The sequence below is a fragment of the Dolichospermum circinale AWQC310F genome, from assembly GCF_000426925.1.
Taxonomy (GTDB): domain Bacteria; phylum Cyanobacteriota; class Cyanobacteriia; order Cyanobacteriales; family Nostocaceae; genus Dolichospermum; species Dolichospermum circinale.
Window position 1 is genome coordinate 1548 of sequence record NZ_KE384671.1, and the last position, 21744, is coordinate 23291.

18 protein-coding genes are annotated in these 21744 nt (G+C 36.6%); 6 read left to right on the top strand and 12 right to left on the bottom strand.

Going from position 1 to position 21744, the window contains the following annotated elements; translation table 11 throughout:
• The coding region (locus ACIR310F_RS21735; protein WP_231387409.1) for a phosphoketolase family protein at positions 1–2115 on the bottom strand (2115 nt) is incomplete at its 3' end.
• Between the two features lie 434 nt (positions 2116–2549).
• Here ACIR310F_RS21735 and ACIR310F_RS0106020 point away from each other — a divergent pair.
• The 4 genes from ACIR310F_RS0106020 to ACIR310F_RS0106035 all read left to right on the top strand — a co-directional run bounded on the left by ACIR310F_RS0106020 (position 2550) and on the right by ACIR310F_RS0106035 (position 7641).
• Positions 2550–3932: a cytochrome P450 gene (locus ACIR310F_RS0106020; protein ID WP_028083030.1), complete on the top strand. Its 1383-nt coding sequence runs from the start codon at positions 2550–2552 to the stop codon at positions 3930–3932.
• 342 nt (positions 3933–4274) lie between these two features.
• Positions 4275–5969 (top strand): NAD(P)H-quinone oxidoreductase subunit 4, encoded by a 1695-nt coding sequence (locus tag ACIR310F_RS0106025; protein ID WP_028083031.1) that lies wholly within the window; start codon positions 4275–4277, stop codon positions 5967–5969.
• A gap of 125 nt (positions 5970–6094) precedes the next feature.
• Positions 6095–6658 (top strand): hypothetical protein, encoded by a 564-nt coding sequence (locus tag ACIR310F_RS0106030; RefSeq protein WP_028083032.1) that lies wholly within the window; start codon positions 6095–6097, stop codon positions 6656–6658.
• 230 nt (positions 6659–6888) lie between these two features.
• The gene (locus ACIR310F_RS0106035) at positions 6889–7641 is read left to right on the top strand and encodes an ABC transporter ATP-binding protein (RefSeq protein WP_028083033.1); all 753 of its coding nucleotides are present in this window, start codon (positions 6889–6891) and stop codon (positions 7639–7641) included.
• Between the two features lie 36 nt (positions 7642–7677).
• On the opposite strand, the gene ACIR310F_RS0106040 is transcribed toward ACIR310F_RS0106035, so the two are convergent.
• Complete coding sequence (locus tag ACIR310F_RS0106040; protein ID WP_028083034.1) at positions 7678–8448, bottom strand: response regulator transcription factor; 771 nt, start codon at positions 8446–8448, stop codon at positions 7678–7680.
• A 1037-nt stretch (positions 8449–9485) separates the two neighbouring features.
• Here ACIR310F_RS0106040 and ACIR310F_RS0106045 point away from each other — a divergent pair.
• Positions 9486–9740: a DUF6761 family protein gene (locus ACIR310F_RS0106045; protein ID WP_028083035.1), complete on the top strand. Its 255-nt coding sequence runs from the start codon at positions 9486–9488 to the stop codon at positions 9738–9740.
• A gap of 127 nt (positions 9741–9867) precedes the next feature.
• Here the strand turns inward: ACIR310F_RS0106045 and ACIR310F_RS27270 are convergent, their stop codons facing one another.
• The 6 genes from ACIR310F_RS27270 to ACIR310F_RS0106070 form a co-directional block, all read right to left on the bottom strand.
• Positions 9868–9996 (bottom strand): hypothetical protein, encoded by a 129-nt coding sequence (locus ACIR310F_RS27270; protein ID WP_269208339.1) that lies wholly within the window; start codon positions 9994–9996, stop codon positions 9868–9870.
• Positions 9997–10008: 12 nt separating this feature from the next.
• Positions 10009–10815: a hypothetical protein gene (locus ACIR310F_RS21740; RefSeq protein ID WP_035367707.1), complete on the bottom strand. Its 807-nt coding sequence runs from the start codon at positions 10813–10815 to the stop codon at positions 10009–10011.
• Positions 10793–15112: an AAA domain-containing protein gene (locus ACIR310F_RS0106055; protein ID WP_028083036.1), complete on the bottom strand. Its 4320-nt coding sequence runs from the start codon at positions 15110–15112 to the stop codon at positions 10793–10795. Before ACIR310F_RS0106055 ends, ACIR310F_RS21740 begins: the two co-directional genes overlap by 23 nt.
• 153 nt (positions 15113–15265) lie before the next feature.
• Positions 15266–15589, bottom strand: a complete 324-nt coding sequence (gene grxD / locus ACIR310F_RS0106060) for a Grx4 family monothiol glutaredoxin (RefSeq protein ID WP_028083037.1) — start codon at positions 15587–15589, stop codon at positions 15266–15268.
• An 89-nt stretch (positions 15590–15678) separates the two neighbouring features.
• Positions 15679–15930: a BolA family protein gene (locus tag ACIR310F_RS0106065; RefSeq protein WP_028083038.1), complete on the bottom strand. Its 252-nt coding sequence runs from the start codon at positions 15928–15930 to the stop codon at positions 15679–15681.
• Positions 15931–16008: 78 nt separating this feature from the next.
• Positions 16009–16599, bottom strand: coding sequence for a hypothetical protein (locus ACIR310F_RS0106070; protein WP_028083039.1), 591 nt, complete (start codon positions 16597–16599; stop codon positions 16009–16011).
• Positions 16600–16761: 162 nt separating this feature from the next.
• Between ACIR310F_RS0106070 and ACIR310F_RS0106075 the strand changes: the two genes are divergently transcribed.
• Complete coding sequence (locus ACIR310F_RS0106075) at positions 16762–18870, top strand: S8 family serine peptidase (protein WP_028083040.1); 2109 nt, start codon at positions 16762–16764, stop codon at positions 18868–18870.
• Here ACIR310F_RS0106075 and ACIR310F_RS21745 read toward each other — a convergent pair.
• The 4 genes from ACIR310F_RS21745 to grxC all read right to left on the bottom strand — a co-directional run bounded on the left by ACIR310F_RS21745 (position 18833) and on the right by grxC (position 21649).
• Positions 18833–19684: a lysophospholipid acyltransferase family protein gene (locus ACIR310F_RS21745; protein WP_051289491.1), complete on the bottom strand. Its 852-nt coding sequence runs from the start codon at positions 19682–19684 to the stop codon at positions 18833–18835. The two genes, ACIR310F_RS0106075 and ACIR310F_RS21745, sit on opposite strands and share 38 nt — an antisense overlap.
• A gap of 110 nt (positions 19685–19794) precedes the next feature.
• Positions 19795–20283, bottom strand: coding sequence for a tRNA adenosine(34) deaminase TadA (tadA, locus tag ACIR310F_RS0106085; RefSeq protein WP_081677556.1), 489 nt, complete (start codon positions 20281–20283; stop codon positions 19795–19797).
• Between the two features lie 80 nt (positions 20284–20363).
• Entirely contained in the window at positions 20364–21152 is a 789-nt protein-coding gene (locus ACIR310F_RS0106090; protein WP_028083042.1) for a Uma2 family endonuclease, read from the bottom strand.
• Positions 21153–21340: 188 nt separating this feature from the next.
• The gene (gene grxC / locus ACIR310F_RS0106095; RefSeq protein ID WP_028083043.1) at positions 21341–21649 is read right to left on the bottom strand and encodes a glutaredoxin 3; all 309 of its coding nucleotides are present in this window, start codon (positions 21647–21649) and stop codon (positions 21341–21343) included.
• Positions 21650–21744: the final 95 nt, after the last annotated feature.

Here is a 21744-nt window from a genome sequence, read left to right on the forward strand (position 1 = left end):
CCAGGCGAAAGAATCACGCTTAGAATTACTGCGTAACATGATTGGTTCTAACATCGCCGCAGCGCCACCTGTAACACCAATTAAGGCATCACCACCAAACAATTGCTCAAAATCGGCATCACTTAAAAAACCGTTATCAGGTTCAGAACAAGTATCCCAAGCAGTATCATGAGGACGATATAAACGGCGAGGATTAATAATAGAAATAATCTTCACTCCAATACCTTCAGTCTCTAAAAATGCCGCCGCTTCAAATACGGGAATTAACGTCATATCGCCAATGACAGCAAATACAACTGTCTTCCCACCCGCAATTTCATGTAATAAAATCGCGCCATTTTTTAACCCTTCTTCCGTTTGTTTTAAAGTCGTTCTAATGGGTAAAGGAGACTTACTGGCTGTAATGACAATGCCCTTATTTTTTGTTTGCAAAGCCCAGTCATAACAACCTTGAATACTGTTAGCATCGGGAGGAAATAAGGGAAATACATTTCCTGTTCTCATCAATGATGCAAAATAAGCCTCAATTTCTGGTCTTTGGTGTGTCCAACCGTTGCGTCCTTGTTCTAAAGCCCCCGCAGTAAATAATGTAATTGTTGACGGTGTTTTGCGTCTTAATTCTGCCATTGCTTGGGTGACAGTTTGCCAAATTGGTAATCCATTGATGGCAAAAGATTCGTAAGAACACCACAAGGTTCTCGCACCCATTAAGGATAAACCAGCCGCTAATCCTGCACAAGCATCTTCGCTCAAAGGTTCGTAAACTTGACCTCCTGGAGCTTGATTATATAAATCATCGGTGGTAGGATGGTTGATTTTTAATGCTTGGTTAATGTTAGCAATTCCTGATGCTTCGTTACCATCGGCGTTTGTTACCAGGAAGTTTTTATCTTTATTTCCGACTATTCCTACTAACCTTCCCATTGCGGTGGTAGAAACTTTTGGTTCTCCACCCACTGCATATTCTTCTAATGGTAATTCGCCAATTTCTGCTAGGGGTAATTCAAATTCTGTCACTGCGGTTTTCGCTGCTGGTCCACCCCCAGCCCGTTCCGCATTTGTACGGACTGTTTGCCATGCCTCGGCACATAAAGCCCGTTTTTGTAAGGCGGTGACAATATGGGGCGCGTCTAAGGTATCTTTAGGATATAAGTTATGGGATTTTGCACCTAAAGCATGAACCCCTGCCCCTTTGAGTTGTTTGATAATAAATACTGTTAATGTGCCACTTAAAGCGGAACGGGCAGCTTTATCCATGCCTACTAATACGGCTTTGGTAAATTCTAACCGTTTTTGGAAGGAGAAAGCGGTACTATCCACATAATCACCGGGTTGGTTTTGATCATCAAAGTCTTTAGCATTGACTAACACGACTTCGGTAAAACCGTTACCTTTCCAATAGGCGATCATTTCGTCGTTAGTTTTTAAAGATACCATGCTATGATGTTCTTGGCTGTAACCATTCCACACTAAAACTGGTAAAAAGTTTGTGACAGTGGGGTAAGCGGTGTTAAAATGTGCCATGGAACTCATGATGTAGGGTTCACCTAGTCCTCCGTCTCCCACTGTAAAGGGGAAGAGTTTGTCACGGTGTAACAATGCGGCGGCCATGGCGAAATGTTGCCCTTGTCCCAAGGGTCCGGCAGGTGCTAAAATACCGGGAATATAACCGGATAGGTGTCCTAATAATCCGTGTTTTTCACGAAAGCGATCGCGCAATTGTTGTACTGTAGAAATGCCCATATCTTCTAAAGATCGGTCTAAAAACATGGCACTATAAAAACCAGGAGCATGGTGTCCCACTTCGGTAATAATGTTCTTATGTCCAAGCATGACCAAAGCTGCATAAGCTTCCGCTTGACTGGCAAAACCACCGGGGTGTCCAGAAGCTTTACTACCAGTGATTTGTAGCGTCAGGTAGCGCAGGGCATCAGCAGCCAGTAAAGTTTGATATACTGCATTGGTATCGGTAGGATTTGCTACTGCTTTTTGACCAGATGCGATCGCTGGTACTTTACCATAAGTTTGAAAATCTGGCAATACTTCCCCAAAATATTGTATCCCTTGACAAAAATTCGGAACTGCGAAAGCTGTATTTTGCGTAATTGCTGTCATGCTGAGTACCTTAATAAAATCGAAAAAACTAGAGATTCTGGTTTAATTTAATAAATATTTTACATCTTTAAGGTTCTAATAATTAATTGCTTTTTCTGAAAGTTACTATAACTAAGTGATGATTGATTTTTCCGTTATTTTGTGTTTAGTTGTAGATATTGATGAAATTAACTACATTTACCTTGGGGGAGTATTCCGTAGGGATAGGCACAAAGGAGGAAGAAAGAGGGAAGCAAAAGGGAATTAATCTCTTGTTTCTATGGTATTGAAAGATCGTTGTTGACAAGTATCTGGAGATGGAAATTAAGAATAATTCGGTTGGTTTTTAGATTTTCTGGCTGAAAAATTATAATGACTCCAAGATGATTTATACTGGAAGTTGAGTTATTATGTATATAATTGAATTGTTTTTTTGATAACAACAGGAGAATATGATGCAAATGCTACCACAACCCAAGGGATTATCTATTATTCAAGTCTTAAACTGGATATTCAGACCTATGCCTTATATGGTGGAATGTGCTAAAAAATATGGAGATGTTTTTGCTCTAAAATTACAGGGTAATTTACCACCAATGTTATTTGTTTATTCTCCTGAAGCTATGCAGCAGGTGTTAAGTAATGATCAAAAAGAGTTGGAAGCACCAGGAGATTTAAACAGTATTTTTCAATATTTACTGGGCAAAAATTCTGTCATTAGTCTTAGTGGTAAAGCACATCAACGTCAACGTCAATTAATTATGCCTCCTTTTCACGGGGAAAGAATGCGAACCTATGCAGAATTAATTGAGAATATTACCATAAAAGTTTTTAATCAACAACCAAAAAATCAATCTTTTAATATTAGAAACATTACCCAAGATATCACTCTTCAGGTAATGATGGAAGCTGTTTTTGGCCTTTATGAAGGAGAACGAGCAGAAAAACTTAAACATTTACTTTGTGCAATTTTAGAACAGGGTGGCACTCCTTGGAGGGTGATTTTTCTCTATTTTCCCAAATTAAAAGAAACCTTTGGGATTTCAGAAATTTGGAAACGACAAATGAAGAAACAGGAACAAGCTGACCAACTTATTTATCAGGAAATTCGAGAAAGAAGAGAAAATTTCGATCCTAAGCGCACAGATATCCTTAATTTACTTATGTCTGCTGAAGATGAAAACGGTCAACCTATGACTGATGCAGAATTAAGAGATGAATTGATGACTTTATTAGTCGCAGGTCATGAAACTACAGCTACAGCTATTTCTTGGGCTTTTTACTGGATTCATAAATTCCCAGAAGTTAAAGAAAAGTTATTAGCAGAATTGGATAGTTTAGGAGAAAATTATGATTCTAATACTGTCTTTAAATTGCCATATTTAACTGCTGTTTGTAATGAAACATTAAGGATTTGTCCTGTGGGAATGTTAACTTTTCCCAGAAGGGTTAAAACCCCTATTTCTCTCTGTGGTTATCAACTCGAACCAGGTACAATTGTCATGGGTTCAATTTATTTAGCTCATCACCGTGAAGATACTTATCCTGAACATGAGAAATTTCGCCCAGAACGCTTTTTAGAGAAACAATTTTCACCTTATGAATTTCTACCTTTTGGTGGTGGTGCAAGACGTTGTATCGGTTTAGCATTTGCCCAAATGGAAATGAAATTGATCTTAGCAAAAGTCCTAAAAACATGGTCAATGAAATTAGTTGATACCCATGAAATCAAACCTCAAAGACGGGGTTTAGTTACAGGACCGAGTAGTCCGATAAATTTGGAAATTCAAAATATTCGTCAACCAAAATCTGCAATTTTACAAGCAGCAGCACTTTGATACACTAACAATCAAGAAGTTCCGCGACTTATTTAAGAAGTCGCGGATGCGGATTTAGGTTCATCTTCCATGTTATTTCTATTTCCACGATTGATCATGTCCTAATTAACCTGGCTATAATAATTACGAAAAAAATGCGATCGCGCCGGCATCACACACAAATGGTATAATTTTAAACGATTATCTAGACAAACCAATTTTTTAAACTTTTCAATCATAATCATAAGATATATTTAAGTAAATATTTTCTTATACTCACCTTGGGTAAAAACTTATAAAGAAATTGTTAAAAAGTTTAGTACAATAATCTGATTACACAAATAAGTATTTTTTCCTATTGACATGATAGCGGATCAATTTCCTTGGCTTACCGCAATTATCCTATTTCCGCTCCTGGCTTCCTTTCTTATCCCCCTATTCCCTGATAAGGACGGTAAGGTTGTCCGTTGGTACGCGCTAGGTGTAGGTATAGCAGACTTTGTTTTGATGTGTTTAGCTTTTTGGCAGCATTATGATGCCAGTAATGCTAGTTTTCAACTCGTAGAAAATTATGTTTGGATGCCCCAATTAGGCTTAAATTGGGCGGTTTCTGTTGATGGTATTTCCGCTCCCTTGGTGCTTTTAGCAGGTTTTGTTACCACCCTTGCCATTTTTTCCGCTTGGCAAGTTGATCGCAGACCAAAGCTCTTTTACTTTCTCATACTTGTGTTATATTCTGCACAAGTTGGAGTATTTGTCGCCCAAGACTTGCTATTATTTTTCATTATGTGGGAAATCGAACTCATTCCCGTATATCTACTAGTCTGTATTTGGGGTGGACAAAGACGACGCTACGCAGCTACTAAATTTCTAATTTACACCGCAGCAGCCTCTATATTTATCTTGGTAGCAGCGCTCGGACTGGGTTTATATGGCGGTGGAAATGTCACATTTGATATCGCTCAACTCGCACACAAAGAATATCCCCTCACCTTCCAACTACTACTATACGCTGGTTTATTAATTGCCTTTGGCGTAAAATTGGCAATTTTTCCCCTACATACTTGGCTACCTGATGCTCACGGTGAAGCGTCTTCCCCAGTATCTATGATTTTAGCCGGTGTACTCCTAAAAATGGGCGGATATGGACTAATTCGTCTCAATCTTGACCTACTTTCCGACGCTCATGTTTACTTTGCTCCTATTCTCGTTATTCTCGGTGTTGTCAACATTATCTATGGTGCTTTAAATTCCTTCGCTCAAACGAACATGAAACGTCGTTTGGCCTATTCCTCAATCTCTCACATGGGTTTTGTCCTCATAGGAATTGCATCTTTTACCGATTTGGGTATCAACGGCGCAATGTTACAAATGATATCCCATGGTTTAATTGCTTCTGTTTTATTCTTTCTCGCAGGTGTCACCTACGATCGCTCTCATACTATGATGATGGCAGAAATGGGTGGTATTGGTCAAGCAATGCCAAAGGTATTTGCTCTATTTACAATGGGAGCTATGGCTTCTTTAGCTTTACCAGGAATGAGTGGTTTTGTTGGTGAACTTTCTGTATTTGTGGGTATCACTACTAGTGATGTTTACACTACCACTTTTTGCACTGTTACGGTTTTTCTCGCTGCTGTAGGGGTTATCCTCACACCCATTTATCTCCTTTCCATGCTACGTCAAGTATTTTACGGTTCTGGTGCAGACCAAATCTGTGATATTAACAATGCAGGGATTCAAAATCAAGAAGATGAAGGGACTGCTTGTTTTGGTACAGATTGTCTTTTACCAACGGAAACTATCTATACTGATGCTAGGCCACGAGAAATTTTCATTGCTGCTTCTTTTCTAGTGTTAATTATTGGCATTGGTTTTTATCCTAAAATTGCCATGCAAATGTATGATGCAACAACTGTGGCTGTGAATAGTCATGTTCGCCAATCTTATACTATCATTTCCCAAACTAATCCCCGTGTTTATGCTGGTGGTTTGTTAAATCCCCAAGTTAATAATACTGAGTTAACTCCTGTTTTGGGAATTTTACAACAATCTTAGGCTACATCAGGACTTTTTTTCTCACGCAAAGACGTTCTAGACGCAGAGAGTTTTATGTTGATGGTTTTGTCAAATTTTGGTGGTTTTATCGTTACGATAAATATATCGTTAATGATTGTAGCACCATGACGGCTAATTTAACTAATGGTTTAACCTCTGTTTTTCGTCTTTCTCCTCTGATTCGGATCACTTTGTTAAGTTTATATTTAGCGTTGACGGTTCCTTTACCGTTTTTAGCTCAGTTAACAGCCGCAACTATTCCTCCCTGGTTATTATGGATAGGAATTGGTTGCGGTTTTATTTTGTTGTATGCTGTTTTGACTGAAAGGGTGATTTTAGATGAGGAAGGGATTAAGGTTACTTACTCAGGTTGGTTTTCTCAGTTTTTTCGTCGCGGTTGGAGTTTATCATGGTCGGAAGTGAAAGAGTTAAAGCCACGAACGACTGGACAAGGTGGTTTAGTATATTATTTTATTACTCAAGATGGTAAGGCTTATTTATTACCTATGCGAATGTCTGGATTTTCTAAGTTTATCAATATTGTCGCCGCAAAAACTGGTATTGATACTCAAGATGTTCGTCCTTTATCACAGCCTTGGATGTATTTAATTTTGTTAGGTTTGACTTTATTATTGCTATTAGTAGATATTTGGACTATTCAAGCTGCATTAGTCATGGGTCATGGGTAACAAGTATTTGGGTGATTAAATTTCGATAAATTATTTGGCATTGCATATCTGATTTGATGCTTTAATTTAGCAATGCCAATAATTTAACTCTGTAATCATCTCCATTTACCCAAGAAAGGTTACAATATAAATTGTAACTTTTTACATTAAGAATGTATTGGCTTACATTAAGAATGTATTAAGTTACAATAAGATTTTAATAGTTTACATTAAAAATGTAGTTTATTACTATGCTTGTATTAGAATCCGTGAGTTTATGTGGACGTTTACAGAATCAACATCAATATCCAATTTTACAGAATATTTCTTTTAGAGTATCACCAGGCGATCGCTTTGCTATTGTAGGTGTATCTGGTGCTGGTAAAACTTCCCTATTACGTCTGATTAATCGGCTAAATGAACCTACTAGCGGGAAAATATATTTTAAAAATCAGGAATATCACAAAATTCCCGTAATTCAACTACGTCAACAGATAATGCTTGTGCAACAAGAATCTAAGTTATTGGGAATGACAGTAGGAGAAAATTTAGCTTATCCTTTAATTTTGCGTGGTTTACCTAAACCAACTATTCAGGAAAAAGTCAGTTATTGGCGGGAAAAACTGCAAATTCCTGAACAATGGTTAGGACGGACAGAAGTACAACTTTCTGGAGGACAAAAACAGTTAATTGCGATCGCTCGTGCTTTAGTTACCGAACCACAAATTTTACTATTAGATGAGCCTACGTCGGCGTTAGATACCCCTGCAATTACTAATTTAATCAATATCCTCACTCAATCAAATCAAGCCCATTCTTCGGCGATTTTGATGGTAAATCGGCAAAAGGATTTAGTGCAGGAGTTTTGTACCCATGTTTTACATCTTCAGCAAGGTCAATTAATGGTTAATCAACCTGCGGCTGAAGTAGACTGGGAAAACTTAGCAGTCACCCTGACAGCAGCAGAAAACCAAGAATTAGAAGAATGGACAATTAGTTATTAGTCAGTGGTCATTTTATCTGTTAAGAGTTTCCTGAAATCAAGAACTTTGAGCGGTTAATACGGGAAGTTGATTAGTAAATCTTTCTCTTGGTAATTTCGCTGGTTGTTGAGCGATATTAGCATTCAGAATTTCCATATTAAACCGGTATCCAACATTGCGAATAGTTTGAATTAAACTGGGTTGACGAGGATCAAGTTCCACCTTCTTCCGCAGCGATAAAACATGAGTATCAATGGTGCGCGGGTTATCAATAGCGTCAGGCCAAGCACGACGCAATAATTCCGATCTACTTAAAGGCACTCCTCCAGCTTGTGCTAAGACATACAATAAACTAAATTCCTGGGGGGTCAAGTCAATAAATTCCCCTTGGAAACGAACCCGACGCTGGACTAAATCAATTTGCAAACTGCCATAATCTAAATAAGCCGGTGCATTAGGTGTGCGGTGACGACGAAGAATGGCCTCCACCCTAGCCAAAAATTCCTGCATTCCAAAGGGTTTGCTTAAATAATCATCTGCTCCTGCTTTTAAACCGGCAACAATATCGGCTTCATTGGTACGAGCAGATAACATCAAAATTAAAGGCTGTTGTTGACGATGTAACCAGCGGCACAAATCCATACCATCGCCATCGGATAAATCCGCATCTAAAATAATTAGAGTTGGTTGATGGCTTTGAAATACTTCTTTTGCTTGATAAATACTGGCAGCTTGATGAACTCGGTATTCTAGTTGTTGCAAGTGCCAACCCAATAACGATCTCAGATGGGGATTCCCCTCAACAATTTCAATACAAACCGAACCCACAGTGGCAAAACCCCTTAGCGTTAATGAATCTCAAATTAACAATCTCGTGGTCAAGGTTTTGTAGTTTTTGTTACTTGAAAGCAGATATTCTTCACATTTCCCTCAAAAAAACCTTGCAAAAAATTTATTTTTTAGTTTATTGGCAATAAAGCAGACGGCTTTATTAAATTATTATTACATTTACATTCTCTAAACTCAAATTGCTATTTGTCTAGGGTGGTTTAGTAATTTCTGGTAATTGGTATAAAATTGTTTACTTGCCAACCTCTATTTATAATTAAACTTTAATTTTAGTCATTTGTCCTACTCCTAAAGAGCTAGTCCTAAGTTGACAATTTCAGCGATAAAACTATACTTATATGACAAAAATCAATATATTTTTAGTAAAAAATCAACTACTTGATATATAATAGGTTGATATCAAGTATTGAATTGAGACTATTGCTGACGCGAAAACCAACCAATGATGGTGGTAGTCTTTTTCAGCAAACCCTAATTAAAACACAATCACGTTGGGCTACAGCGTGTAAGTCTACCGAGGGATAACCGCTCCCATGCTCCCGTTGAAGTAGAAAGTAAAGTCTAGCTTTGTCTAGGTTTTATATAGCAGATGTGATAAACTCAGATAACAATCATTATCAAAGGGAGTAGGATAAAATTTACACCTGATTATGACTCTTAATCAAACAAGACTTGTTTTCTGTCCATCACGCGGTTAAGAAATTATAAAACTTGATTATACAGGTTTGGACTATTGCTAAATTTGTATTCCTCTAGCACCTGTGATGATCAACACCAAGTTAACACCATGCTAGATTGCTAAATCTAACTTTTGACAAAGAATCGTAAAAATACACTACAAAATCACCTTATGTCCAGTTTTTTGGCCTAGGATTTAATTAAGTTTTTAGCTGCTGAGGGGTCTCATCTAAAGTCCAAATATTACTTATGAGTTCATACATAAGCAGGAAGTGATACTTCATTGAGCGTGAATCATCATCTACAATTCTCATTCCCAAGAGACTAATACAGCAGTTATGCTCCAAGACACACAAACCATCCGCTACTACCAAAGACTTACTGACGCCTTCGTCGAATTATGGAATCGCGGTTATCGTATGGATGATATGCGGATGTATTTGGATGGATACCTAGCCGCACTCAGACATAGTAATATCATTGAACCCTACTGGATTCATCGCTTAGAAGAGGAAGCCAGCCGCTATTTGCATGATGTATCGAATTTTACAATGGTTCAACCAGAACCAGAAAGACAACATCGCTACTACTAAAGGTAGATTTTGATTTATCGAGTAGCTACCATCTGACGATAGCGACTGTAGTACAATTTTTGATACTCCCCTCAGTTTGATGCTGCTGAGGGGAATTTTGCTGTTGTTGGTTATAAGTGATTATATTTTATATATAAATGGCAATTAATTGGGATATTGACATAAGTAGGTGAACGGAAAAAAACCGATATAAGTAACGAAAAGTAAAGTTGTCCAAAACCTCTTCCCTGTTCCCTGTTCCCTGTTCCCTTGTCATAACGACAATTTTTCACGCCAACCTACTTAATTCTTCTAAAGATATTTTTTCTTGATCATATAGTTCTTGAATCTTTTTTGTCGCAGGTTCTAAAATCTCCTTTCCCCTTCTGATTTGAATATCTAATTTATTTTGATTTTGATCAAAAATCACAAATAGTGATATATTTCTGGCAATAGTTTGTTTACTACCTCGCAATTTAAAATCAGTGATAAATTTACCTGCTGTGGGGACATGAAGGGCTAAATCGGAAGATTGAATAATTTCCTGAATATCCGCAAGTTCTAAACTAGAAAGTGCTGGAGTTTCTTGTTGAATATTGACGAACTTAATTAAATCTAGTTGGTTTTGGTTAATTATTATATGATCTAATTGTTCATATTGAAATGTAATTGTTCCTAGTAAATTATCAGTAATAGCATAGATTTGGACAGAATATGGAGGTTTAGGAACAGAACCTTGTTTATAAAATAAACTCCCTTCCGAGGTGACAGTAATTTGCGGTGTATTTGCTAGAGTTTGTAAAGATTGAAGATTAGCAATGGTACTTTTAACAAATACAGAATCAAGTCCTAAAATAGATGCTAATTCATTAGCTGTAGGGGGGGGATTAAATTCCATACCAGCGCGAATAATAAACTCTTCTAAAACATTAAATTTTCGAGGTTCTTTAATAGTTAATTCTAGGAAATTTTGCGTTACCTGATAGTAAAATTGACGTGCTAATAAAACCGATGAATAATCATTTTCAGCTTCAATTTTATCAACTAAATATTTCAAATTATTATCAATTATTTTAACTACAGAAGCAGGAAACATCAATAAAACCTCCATGATGATTAACAGTGTTTGCAACCTCAGAATACATATTACCTACTGTACCAGATTTACCTGTAAATAAATCGTGACAACCGACAATAATTAACAATTCTTGAGCGCGAGAAAAAGCCACATTTACCCGTTCTGGTTTATTTGCAAATCCCACATCTCCTTGAGGATTATTCCTGACCATACTCACAATTACCACTGGTCTTTCCATACCTTGAAATCTATCAACTGTACCCGTTCTAATTTGTAAAGAAGGGAAAAGTTCAGATTGTAAACGTTCATCAATTTTTCTTAATTGAGCGCCATAAAATGTAATTACAGCTATTTCTTTTTTTGGTTCTCCATTCGCAACTTTATGAAACCAAACCTGCTCAAATTGGTGACAAATATTTTCAATTACATCAATTTCTTTAGTATTCAGAAATGAAGTACCATTGCGTTCTTCTTCAAATTCATTTTCTCTAGGCATTTTTACCCAACATAAATGATGATCAGGTTGAATGATTTTCCCTGCTAAATTATGAGCGCGTTTCCTATCAGGTTCTAAAATGCCACATTCTAATTTACCATGATAAAATTGATTAATTGCTCCCATGATCATGGGGTGCATTCGATATTGAGTATTGAGCATTTTCTTGATACTTTTATCAGCAATTTCAAACTGACTTTTAAATAATGATTCTTCTAAAAATTGCAATTCTTCTCTAGAATTACCCATGGCTTGCGCCACTTCTGCCACTGTGCTAGTATCAAGCATAGGAGGTAATTGCCGATGATCTCCTACCATGACTAATTTTTTACCTTTCAAAGCGGGAATTAGTAACTCTGGAGGAGTGCATTTACTAACTTCATCTATAATTACAACATCAAAAGATTGAAATTCTTCAGAGAAACTATAATTTGCAGCTTGAACACAAGTAATACCGACAACGTTAGCATTATCTAAATAAATTCGTCTTAAATCATTACTATCTTGTTCGGAAGGTTGACATAATTTTGTAATCCAATCTTGAACAAAATTTTGATATTTATCTAAATAATTTTCTTCATTTTGCAGTTGTTGTTTCCATGATTTCAATTTATTTCTGACCTTGGTTAAAAACTCTAAATTAAATAAATCTCCGTCAGATAATTCTGGCTTAAATTTATCTGGTATAATTTGCCAAGTTGACTCCCACCAATTCCGTTCTATAATTAAATTATCTGATAATTGTAATTCTAATTTGTCTTCTAGATCAGATATTTCTATTTGTAATTGTTCAAGTTGCTTTTGATAAACATCAGTTTGTTCTTGTAAATTTGTAAATTGTTGATTTAAAACGTCTTTAATTGTTTCTAAAATAGTAAAGGGTGTTAATGACGAAATCAGAGTTTCTAATTCATAAATGCGATTTTCCCAAAACTTAACTTGTTGAGAAAATTCCTGTGGTTGTTCCCAAATATTTGCTTGTTTAGTTAAATAATTTTCTGTTAAATTCCTTAATTGATGAGGTATATTTTGCTGTTTATGAATTGCTTGTAAATTATTAATAACTGCTGCAAGTTTTAAATTAGCAGCTTGTTTACTGTTTTCTAACTGAGTTTTAGCTTCAGCTATTTGTTGGGAAGAAATTACATTTTCTGGAAGTTCTCGAAATTGCTGTTTTAAAATTTGCAATTGTTGTTGAGCTTCGGTTTTGACTTTTAAAACACATTGACGCGCATTAATTAAGATAATTTCTAGTAGTTCTTGGGTAATGCGGTTAAGAGTAGCTTCAATATTATTCCATTCAAAGGACTTACCATAAGTTTTTTCCAATCTAATTAAAAAAACTTGAATATTTTCAATTAGCAATTTCCGCTGTTTAGGGGTAAGAATTTGATAATTTTTTAACTCTTGATAGGTTTTTTTCCACTGGGTCTGATCACTTTTTGATAATACTATGGGAATTTGATTAAAACTTTGTTGTAGAAAATAACTAAAATTATGCTGTTTACCTTTTTTATCAATAAAATTTCCCTCTATTTCATAAGCTATAGCTTTTGTTAATACTCCCCAAGCTGGTAAACTGATTTTATAATTTTTGGGAACAATAGGTAATTTCAAGTTTTGAGCAAACATCAATAAACCTAATGGTAAATTTACCATATTTTCTGTTAAAAGTAAATCAGATTGTTGACATTCTTTCAAAACTTGATATAAATTATTATAACCTGTAGATTTCCATTCTACAACCGCTTCAACAATATAATCAATTTCCCGTTGACGATTTTCCCAAATTTGGATTGTTGGTTGTATATTCTTGTGAAGACTAGATTTTTGTAAATCTGTTTCTAATTTCTGTAAAGATACAGAATGTTGTTGAAAAATATCAACTAATTGCGCTACTTCCGCAATAGCTAAAGATAGATTATTAATATCTTTTAATCCTGCTTTAAATTCAGAAAGTTGAGGTATAATATTTTCCTGTAACCAAACTGCTAAACCAAATACACCAAAACCAGGACGGACAAAACCAAGTTCCTCAATACATTTAATCGCTTGAATTACATTTTCTCGAAAAATCTCTACTTGTTTGTTATTTTCTGTATAGGGTTGAATATGGGGTAAGAAATTCTTAATTTCTGGAGATTCCCAGTCTATATTTTGGGAATTTTTTAGTATATTCTCTAAACCAGTAATTAAGGATGCAATTTCATTTTTATTTAATAAAATTTGATCATATTTAGTTTTTTGGTTTTGATAAATTGTCTCTAAATTCTCTTTTTCTGTTTGCAGTTGATTTTGTTGCTGATTAAACTGTTCTTCAAATATATAATAGTTTATAAATCGTGGTAATAATGGTAATAATTCAGTTATAATTTTAATATTTTCCTGACGTTGACTGAGATTATTTTCGCAGTCAGTAGCGGTATTTTGTAACCATGTACTAATGACTTGATCTTCTAAAAATGGTTGTCCTTCTTCTCCAACTTTTTCGGCTCTTCCCTTTCTAATAGCACGAATAAGGGGATTATGAACTAAGCGACTGAGGGCGTTATCAACTGCTAAATTCGCTTGAGAGGTAATTAATGTCCGTCCTCCGCGTAATGCTACTTGATAGCAAATTTCTGCAATTACGGTGGTTTTTCCTGTGCCGGGTGGTCCTTGAATTAAAACTAAATCTTCTGCGGAAAGTACCTTTTCCACTGCGGTTTTTTGTCCAGCATTAGCAGAAGATAACAATAAATCTTGTGATTTGAGTTTCACTTTTTTTGTAATAGTTCTTGCTTGGGAAGCGTCAAATAAAAAATTACCTAAATAGGGGTTTTGAGTCCTTCCTTGTCTTAATTGTTCTAAAGCTTTTTCTTTACGTTCGATTTGTTTGATATCTCCAGCAGCATCAAAAAATAAGTAACCATTATTGGGAAGTTGATAATTACCTTTGGCTATATATTCAATTAGTTCTCTCTCTAGTCGAATATGAATAAGATTATGTTTTTGATCAATTTTTTCAATAGTTCCTAATTGACGACTGTGACGGCGATTTTTTTCTGTGGGTATAGAATCTAAAAATTTAACTTCTTGATTTTTGGCTTTTTTAACTCTTTCCCAAAAGTTTTCTACACTGAAAAAATGTTCTTCAGAACCATCTAAAGTAGCCGAATTAATTTTAATTTCTAAAGTGATTTGTTGAGAATTTGAGCGGTTATTATTATTTTTATTGACAAAAAATACGCAAAATTGACGAGATTTAGCAATATTTTCTTCAACTTTTAAAAAAGCTTTCCAGGCTTGAAGTTGATCTTCTGTAGGAACATGATTACCGCAGGTTGGCATATTTTTTATTTTTGCCAATAATGGTGTGGGAATATGAAGACGCTCCTGATAATTAGGAATTAAATATAACCAATAAAGTACAGCATAACCGTCAACAATTCCCCGTGATTCTGGTAATAAATAAGCTGATAAAATTTTAAAACCACCAGATCCGTCTTGACGAACAGCAGCTTTAAATCCTAAAGTCTTTCCTAATTTCTTCAGTCTTTTTGGTAATTGAAAATTATCTTGGTCTGTGGCTATAGTTAATTCCCAAATTTCTTCTCCTGGTTCTTTTCCAGTCCCTTGACGACGAATATAAAAACAACCTGGTTGTTTACCAACTAAATCAAATAATAATTCATTTGCGCGTTCTCGCCGTTCTCGAAAATCAGGATATAATTGTAGAGATGATTGACCTTCAAAATGGCGAATTAAATTATCAACCGCTGTACCTATGAATGTATAACCACAGTCTTCTATATTTGTTTTATTATTCATATTTTTCATCAAAAATGTGGGAATTTAGGCATAAATAATTTTCAACTTATGAGAATTAATTTAAAATTCCCAAAAAATCTGAAATCAGATCATAATCTAAATCAAATAAAAATAAGGTGTCGGGTTGCGTTCCTTAACCCAACCTACACCTAATACTTGATATTAAGAAGCTAGGGCTACTTCTACCAACTGTTGTAATTCACCTTTGTTGTACATTTCAATCAGAATATCAGAACCACCAACGAATTGACCATTAATATATACTTGGGGAATTGTTGGCCAGTTGGAATATTCTTTGATTCCTTGACGAATTTCATAATCAGCGAGTACGTCAATAGTCTCAAAGGGAACTCCCAATGTATTAAGAATCTGCACAACATTGTTAGAGAAACCACATTGGGGCATCAATTTGTTGCCCTTCATGAAAACCATAATTTTATTTTCTTCTACCAAAGTATCAATTCTTTCTTTAATTTCTGGGGTCATGATTAGTTATTTCCTGCGTTTTTAAAGGTCGAAAGTCAAAATTCAAGACAATTTTAGATTTTGTTGAATGCAAAATCCTAAATCTCAAATTAGTTTGTTGCTTGCCAAGCTTCGGGAGTGTAGGTTTTCAGGGCTAAAGCATGAATAGCTTCGCTGGACATGGCTTGTTTCAATGCCCCATAAACTAGCTGGTGTTGTTGTACTAGTCCCTTGTTTGCAAACTGGGATGAAACTACTGTCACCTGATAGTGATCACCACCACCCGTCAAGTCTTGTACTTGCACTTGGGCATCTGGTAGTTGTGCCTTGATCATTCCCTCCACTTGCTGCGGACTCATCATTGCCATTCCTAAAAAACTTTACTTCTCTATTATTAACAGATATCTAACTCTTGGTTGTTGCTAATTAACTTATGCTGATTATTTCTTGTTTGCAGGAGAATAGGGTGCATCCACAAAACCTAATTCAAATAATTGTTGATAAGCTTTTGTCCCTAATTCTCTGGTTGGGTTTTGACTTTTAATGATTTGCACCAGCAAAGGTATGGCTAGTTCTGGCTGATTTCGCGCTCGATATACTAGGGCTAACTGGTAGCTGGCTTCATCTCGCTTTTGGGCAGTTGCTAGGGCTTTTTGGCGTTGGGAGTCAGATACAGAAATGTCAATACCTCCAAAACTAGAATTTAACTCTTGATAAAAGCTCGATAACTGATTATAAACCTGGCGTGCTTCTTGCAGCTTTTGGGCAGCTAGGGCATAATTTTGACTAGATATCGCTTGATTTGCTTCTTTGACTAGGCGATCGCCTGCCGCTATACTCAAGATATTATTACCCTGTCCAGTGGGACTGAGGGTGTTAGTTTTATCCCCGTTCGTCGGTTTGGTTTCACTAGCAGGATTAACAGGACTTGAGGGCTTTTTTACCTGAGCTTCAGCAGGTGACAATATGCCTAAAAATGCTATAAATGATAAGCAGGTAAAGCGAATTAATAGATCCGTAGCAACATTCATGAGGTTAACTAGTAAAATATCGAGAAAATTTCAAAAACTTGATGTATTTTAACTCTCTTTGTAGCGATAATAAACTCAAGTGACTAAAAAAATTTCTCTGGCAAAAGACTAAACAGGCAAGAGCCAAGAGGTCAATTAATTTTAAACTAATCCCAATTTTTTATGAGTGATAATATTAATTCTCCAGATTTTGTTGAACCAGATGTCACAAATAGCGACGAAGCATTAATTTTACAACGCAGTGGCGAAGAGTTAATGTTAGAAAAAACATTATATCGCTTCACTATCCGTCCTAATGCTAATTTTCCACGTGAGCAACTATCACAGATACATGGATGTGTATGGCGGCGCAGTATATCCCAGGCAAAGTTAGAACTATATACAGTTTTTCCTGAGCAGCTAGAAATAGTAATGTCTCAAGTCCGTGCTGACAAAAATGTAGACTTTGTTAGTCATGTTTATAAACTTGAAAATAATCCCGGTACTTTAGTTTATCTAAGTGATCAAATTACAATTCAATTTGCTACTTGGGTAGATATGAATAAAATTAATATTATTGCGAATAGATTTAATTTAGTTCCAGATCAACCAGTGATAGGAATGTCGAATACTTTTATTTTTCTGGTGAGTAAACAAGCTAAACAAAACCCAATTAAAATCACGACTCAATTACAAAAACTGTCAGAAGTTTTAGCCGCAGAACCAAATATCATCATTCAACAAGAACCTCATTATCGGCCCAAAGATTCCCTTTATCCTCAACAGTGGTATCTCAATCACAATGGGGGAAATCAATTAATAGCTGGTTCTCACATTTCCGTAGAACAAGCTTGGGATACTACTCGCGGTGTTCGTTCTATTATCGTTGCTGTAGTAGATGATTCCTTTGACTTGAATCACCCTGATTTTCAAGGTAATGGTAAAATTGTTGCTCCTAGAGATTTAAAAGAAAATGATTTTTTACCCTTACCAGGAGAAAAAGAAACTAGTCATGGTACTGCTTGCGCGGGACTAGCTGTAGCCGAAGAAAATGGTGCGGGAATTGTCGGAGTTGCTCCTGGTTGTGCAATGATGCCCATTCGGACTACTGGTTTTTTAGATGATCAATCAATTGAGGATGTTTTTAATTGGGCGGTGGAAAAGGGAGCAAGTGTAATTTCTTGTAGTTGGGGAGCTTCTGCTGTTTATTTTCCCCTTTCTATCCGTCAAAGGGCAGCTATTAGTCATGCTGCTACCAATGGACGTAATGGTAAAGGATGTGTAATTGTCTTTGCAGCAGGAAATGCTAACCGTCCGATTAATGGGACTATCAATGAACAAAATTGGCCAAAAAATATTGTTAAAGCTAACACAAATTGGTTAAGCGGTTTTGCCGTTCATCCTGATGTAATTACCGTGTCGGCTTCTACTAGTTTGAATAAAAAAGCTGCTTATAGTAATTGGGGAGATAATATTTCTGTTTGCGCTCCTAGTAATAATGCTCCCCCAGGAATGTGGTTTCAAGAAACCGGTTTTGTTTATACACAACCAGCAATTGTCTCTTCTCTGTTTGGGTTAGGAATCTTGACCACAGATCAATTAGGAGCAGCAGGTTATGATGCTGGAAACTTTACTAATAACTTTGGTGGTACTTCTAGTGCCACTCCCATAGTTGCAGGAGTAGCAGCTTTAGTATTATCAGCCAATCCTGATTTAACGGCTCAACAAGTTAAACAGATTCTTCAAGATACTGCTGATAAAATTATTGATAATAGCCCTGATCCTCAATTGAATATTGATGGGGGTACTTATGATAGTAATGGTCATAGTCAATGGTTTGGTTATGGGAAAGTCAATGCAGCTAAGGCTGTGAGACTAGCAAAACAAATGGGTGTCGTTGCCCAAATTACTAATGAACAAATACAGGTAAAAAATACTCAAGTTGTGAATATTCCTGATAATGATCAACAGGGAATTAAAAGTGCGATCGCTATTAATGAAGTTATTAATATTGGTGATATCCAAGTTACAGTTAATATCACCCATGATTTTTTAGGAGATTTAGAAATTTATTTAATTGCTCCTAATAATCAGCGGATTTTATTGCAAAGTCGCACATTAGGCCGTCGTAACCAATTACAAAATACTTACACAATGCGATCGCATCCAGCCCTGAAACAATTACTTTCCCTACCCGCACAAGGTAACTGGGAATTACAAGTCATTGACTACGCTGCCCTGGATGTGGGCAAACTTAATCACTGGGAATTGGTAATTGGACACGGGAAGTAGTTGATATATAGCAGGAGGAGGGAGGAGAAGCAGGGGAGGAATTTTCTATGTTCCTTCTGGCTTCTGACTCCTGACTTAATTGTTTTAATTTATGGGTTAAATCTGCTGTCAGCCTTTTAGCTTCCAGTTTGAAATTTCCATTCATATAATCTCTGGCCTGGATAGGTTGATCAATGTGAATGTTGACATCTGCACCCCAGTGAGGATAGGATTCGCTGTATTGGATACTAACAGGTATAACTTTAATCCCCAGACCTGGGTATTTAGATTCAGCATTTAAGGCTAAACGGGCTATTCCTGGCTTCAGCAGGTGAACTTGACCATCACGATGGATATCACCTTCAGGATAAATAACTAACATTTCTCCCCGCTGCATTAACTTGACCACATGACGGAGACTAGCGATCGCCGGACGTTGAGTATTGACAGGGAAACCGCCCATTCTCAGGACAAACCAACCTTGTAACCCCTGACATTCATCAATTGTCACCATAAATTGCATATCTCTACCTGTGAGGTGACGACCAGCAGCGTAGGGTAAAACTAATGAATCCCAGCGAGAACGATGGGTAGGAGCAAGAATTACCGGACCACTTCTGGGGATATTTTCTCCTCCAGTAACTTGAATATGTCCAAAGAAAGATGGCAAAACTATGTAACGTCCTAAAAAATAGGCCAGAGGCATTAACCAGGGGGAAACCCGCCAAGTCCTCACAGCCATCAACGGTCGCTGGGGACATTCGACCTGGGGATTTACATAGGTACTTGTGGTTTGTGAATGGCCGGTAGTAGAAGCAGAGTCTGATTTAATCATAACGGTGGCTAGTTTTTAAAAGTAAATAATGACACAAACTTGATTATGTCCACCGTAGATTTTATTGAGTAATTTTTGTTTTCCCATCTGGACAGTTTTATCTGTGTCTGTTATTTTTGCTGACGTTGGCTAACAAACCAATTTTGTAATTGTTCTCGACAGTCCGATTCCAGAATACCTCCTAGCACTTTTAGACGGTGATTAGACGCTGGGTGATCAGGGATGTTAAGAACAGTCCGAATTGCGCCAGTTTTGGTATCGTCCACTCCATAAATCAATTTTCCCAATCGTGCATGAACTATAGCGCCAGCACACATTGGACAGGGTTCTAGAGTGACATATAATGTACAATCATGCAAGCGCCAATTTGGCAAAATTTGACTAGCAGCCCGAATCGCCATAATTTCCGCGTGCGCGGTAGGGTCTTGATCCCGTTCTTTCCGGTTTTCTCCTACAGCAATCAAGTGGTTATTTGTGTTAACAATTACAGCACCCACGGGAACTTCGCCAGCATTACCCGCTGCTCGCGCTAATTCTAGGGCGTGATTCATCCATTTTCTATGTATTAAATATTCTGGTAATTCCAGTATATCCAGCATATATTTATATTTATTATTGTGGTCAGTTATTATTGATTTCAATTAGGTGCGTTACGAAGACAGCTAACGCACCCTACTATTTAAGGTAAATTACTCGGATCAATCCCCTGGGATTTTAAGTACGCTATTAGCCGTTCTTTCTCTTGACGTTCTTGTTCAGCCCGTTGACGTTCTTGTTCAGCCCGTTGACGTTCTTGTTCAGCCCGTTGACGTTCTTCTGCAATCTTTTCTACAGACCAAGGTAATAGATTACCTGCTTCATTCCACCACCTTAACCAATATCCAGTTCTAGCTTCTTTTTCCCCCCTCCAAGTTCCCAAAAATAAGCCCATTGCGTCAATCCAATGTAAACCATTTTCATCGGGTTGTTTTAACTCGTAGCGACCATTCTCCAGTTGATATAATTCCAATAAACCCCCATCTGGATCAAAAATTACATAGATAGGAACTTGCAAGATTTGCTCATAAAAAAACCATTTTCCCGGTGGATATGTGCGTTTAAAAGAATATTCTCCACCTTCCTGATCTGATAAAAACTCTACAACTATAGCAGGAATATCTCCTTCTAAATTCGGTGTGTAGCTTTTGCGTTCAGGTAAAATTTCTTTAACTGCGGGAATATATAACCAATCAGGTGCTTTAGCAATAAACTTACCGTCTAATGTCGCACATAAACCAAAATTTGAGGCTATCAACATCTGCGGTTGAATAAAACCCGCAATTTCTAAACTTTCTCGCAAAGCACCAGCCAAAAGTGGCTGTCCTGTATTTTCCACTGGTTCGTCCTCTAACTGAAAATCATCGGGTAAGGCTTCCCAAGAGATTACAAGTTCAGTGGGAGATTTGATTTCACTGATTTGGGTGATCATAATCACTGCCTCTGGTTGATTTGTTTTTATTTTATCTGATACAATGTCAAAACAGCTAAAAATCAGGCGATCGCCATGATATAGCTATACACTGTACTATATTTAAGTATAATTCTAGCGGGCAAGATGCCCGCACCACAATATCTAGTTAGATTTGGCTGATTTTATTTATTTCAACTAATTTATCATCAGTATAAATACAGAAGATCATCCAGTTGACCTTTCCTATCTAAACGATACAGATCATCACAACCGCCAATGTGTTGATTATTAATAAAGATTTGGGGAAGGCTGCGGCGATTATTAGCGCGTATAGCCATATTCGCTCTGGCTATTTCATCACCATCAATTTTGTATTCTGTAAAATTAACACCTTTCCACCATAGTAGCATTTTCGCACGGATGCAGTAGGGGCAAGTTTGCCAAGTATAAATCTCTACATTAGCTTTGACGCGCTCTGGATGACGACCGAGAAGGGAATTGAGAAAATTTAGCATATTGTTAATTGGGAAGTTTGGTTTTAATTAAATGTGATCCTCGATAGATCTTTGATATATCTTGTGCTTTTTTGACGTTTTTGTGCGAAACTTAG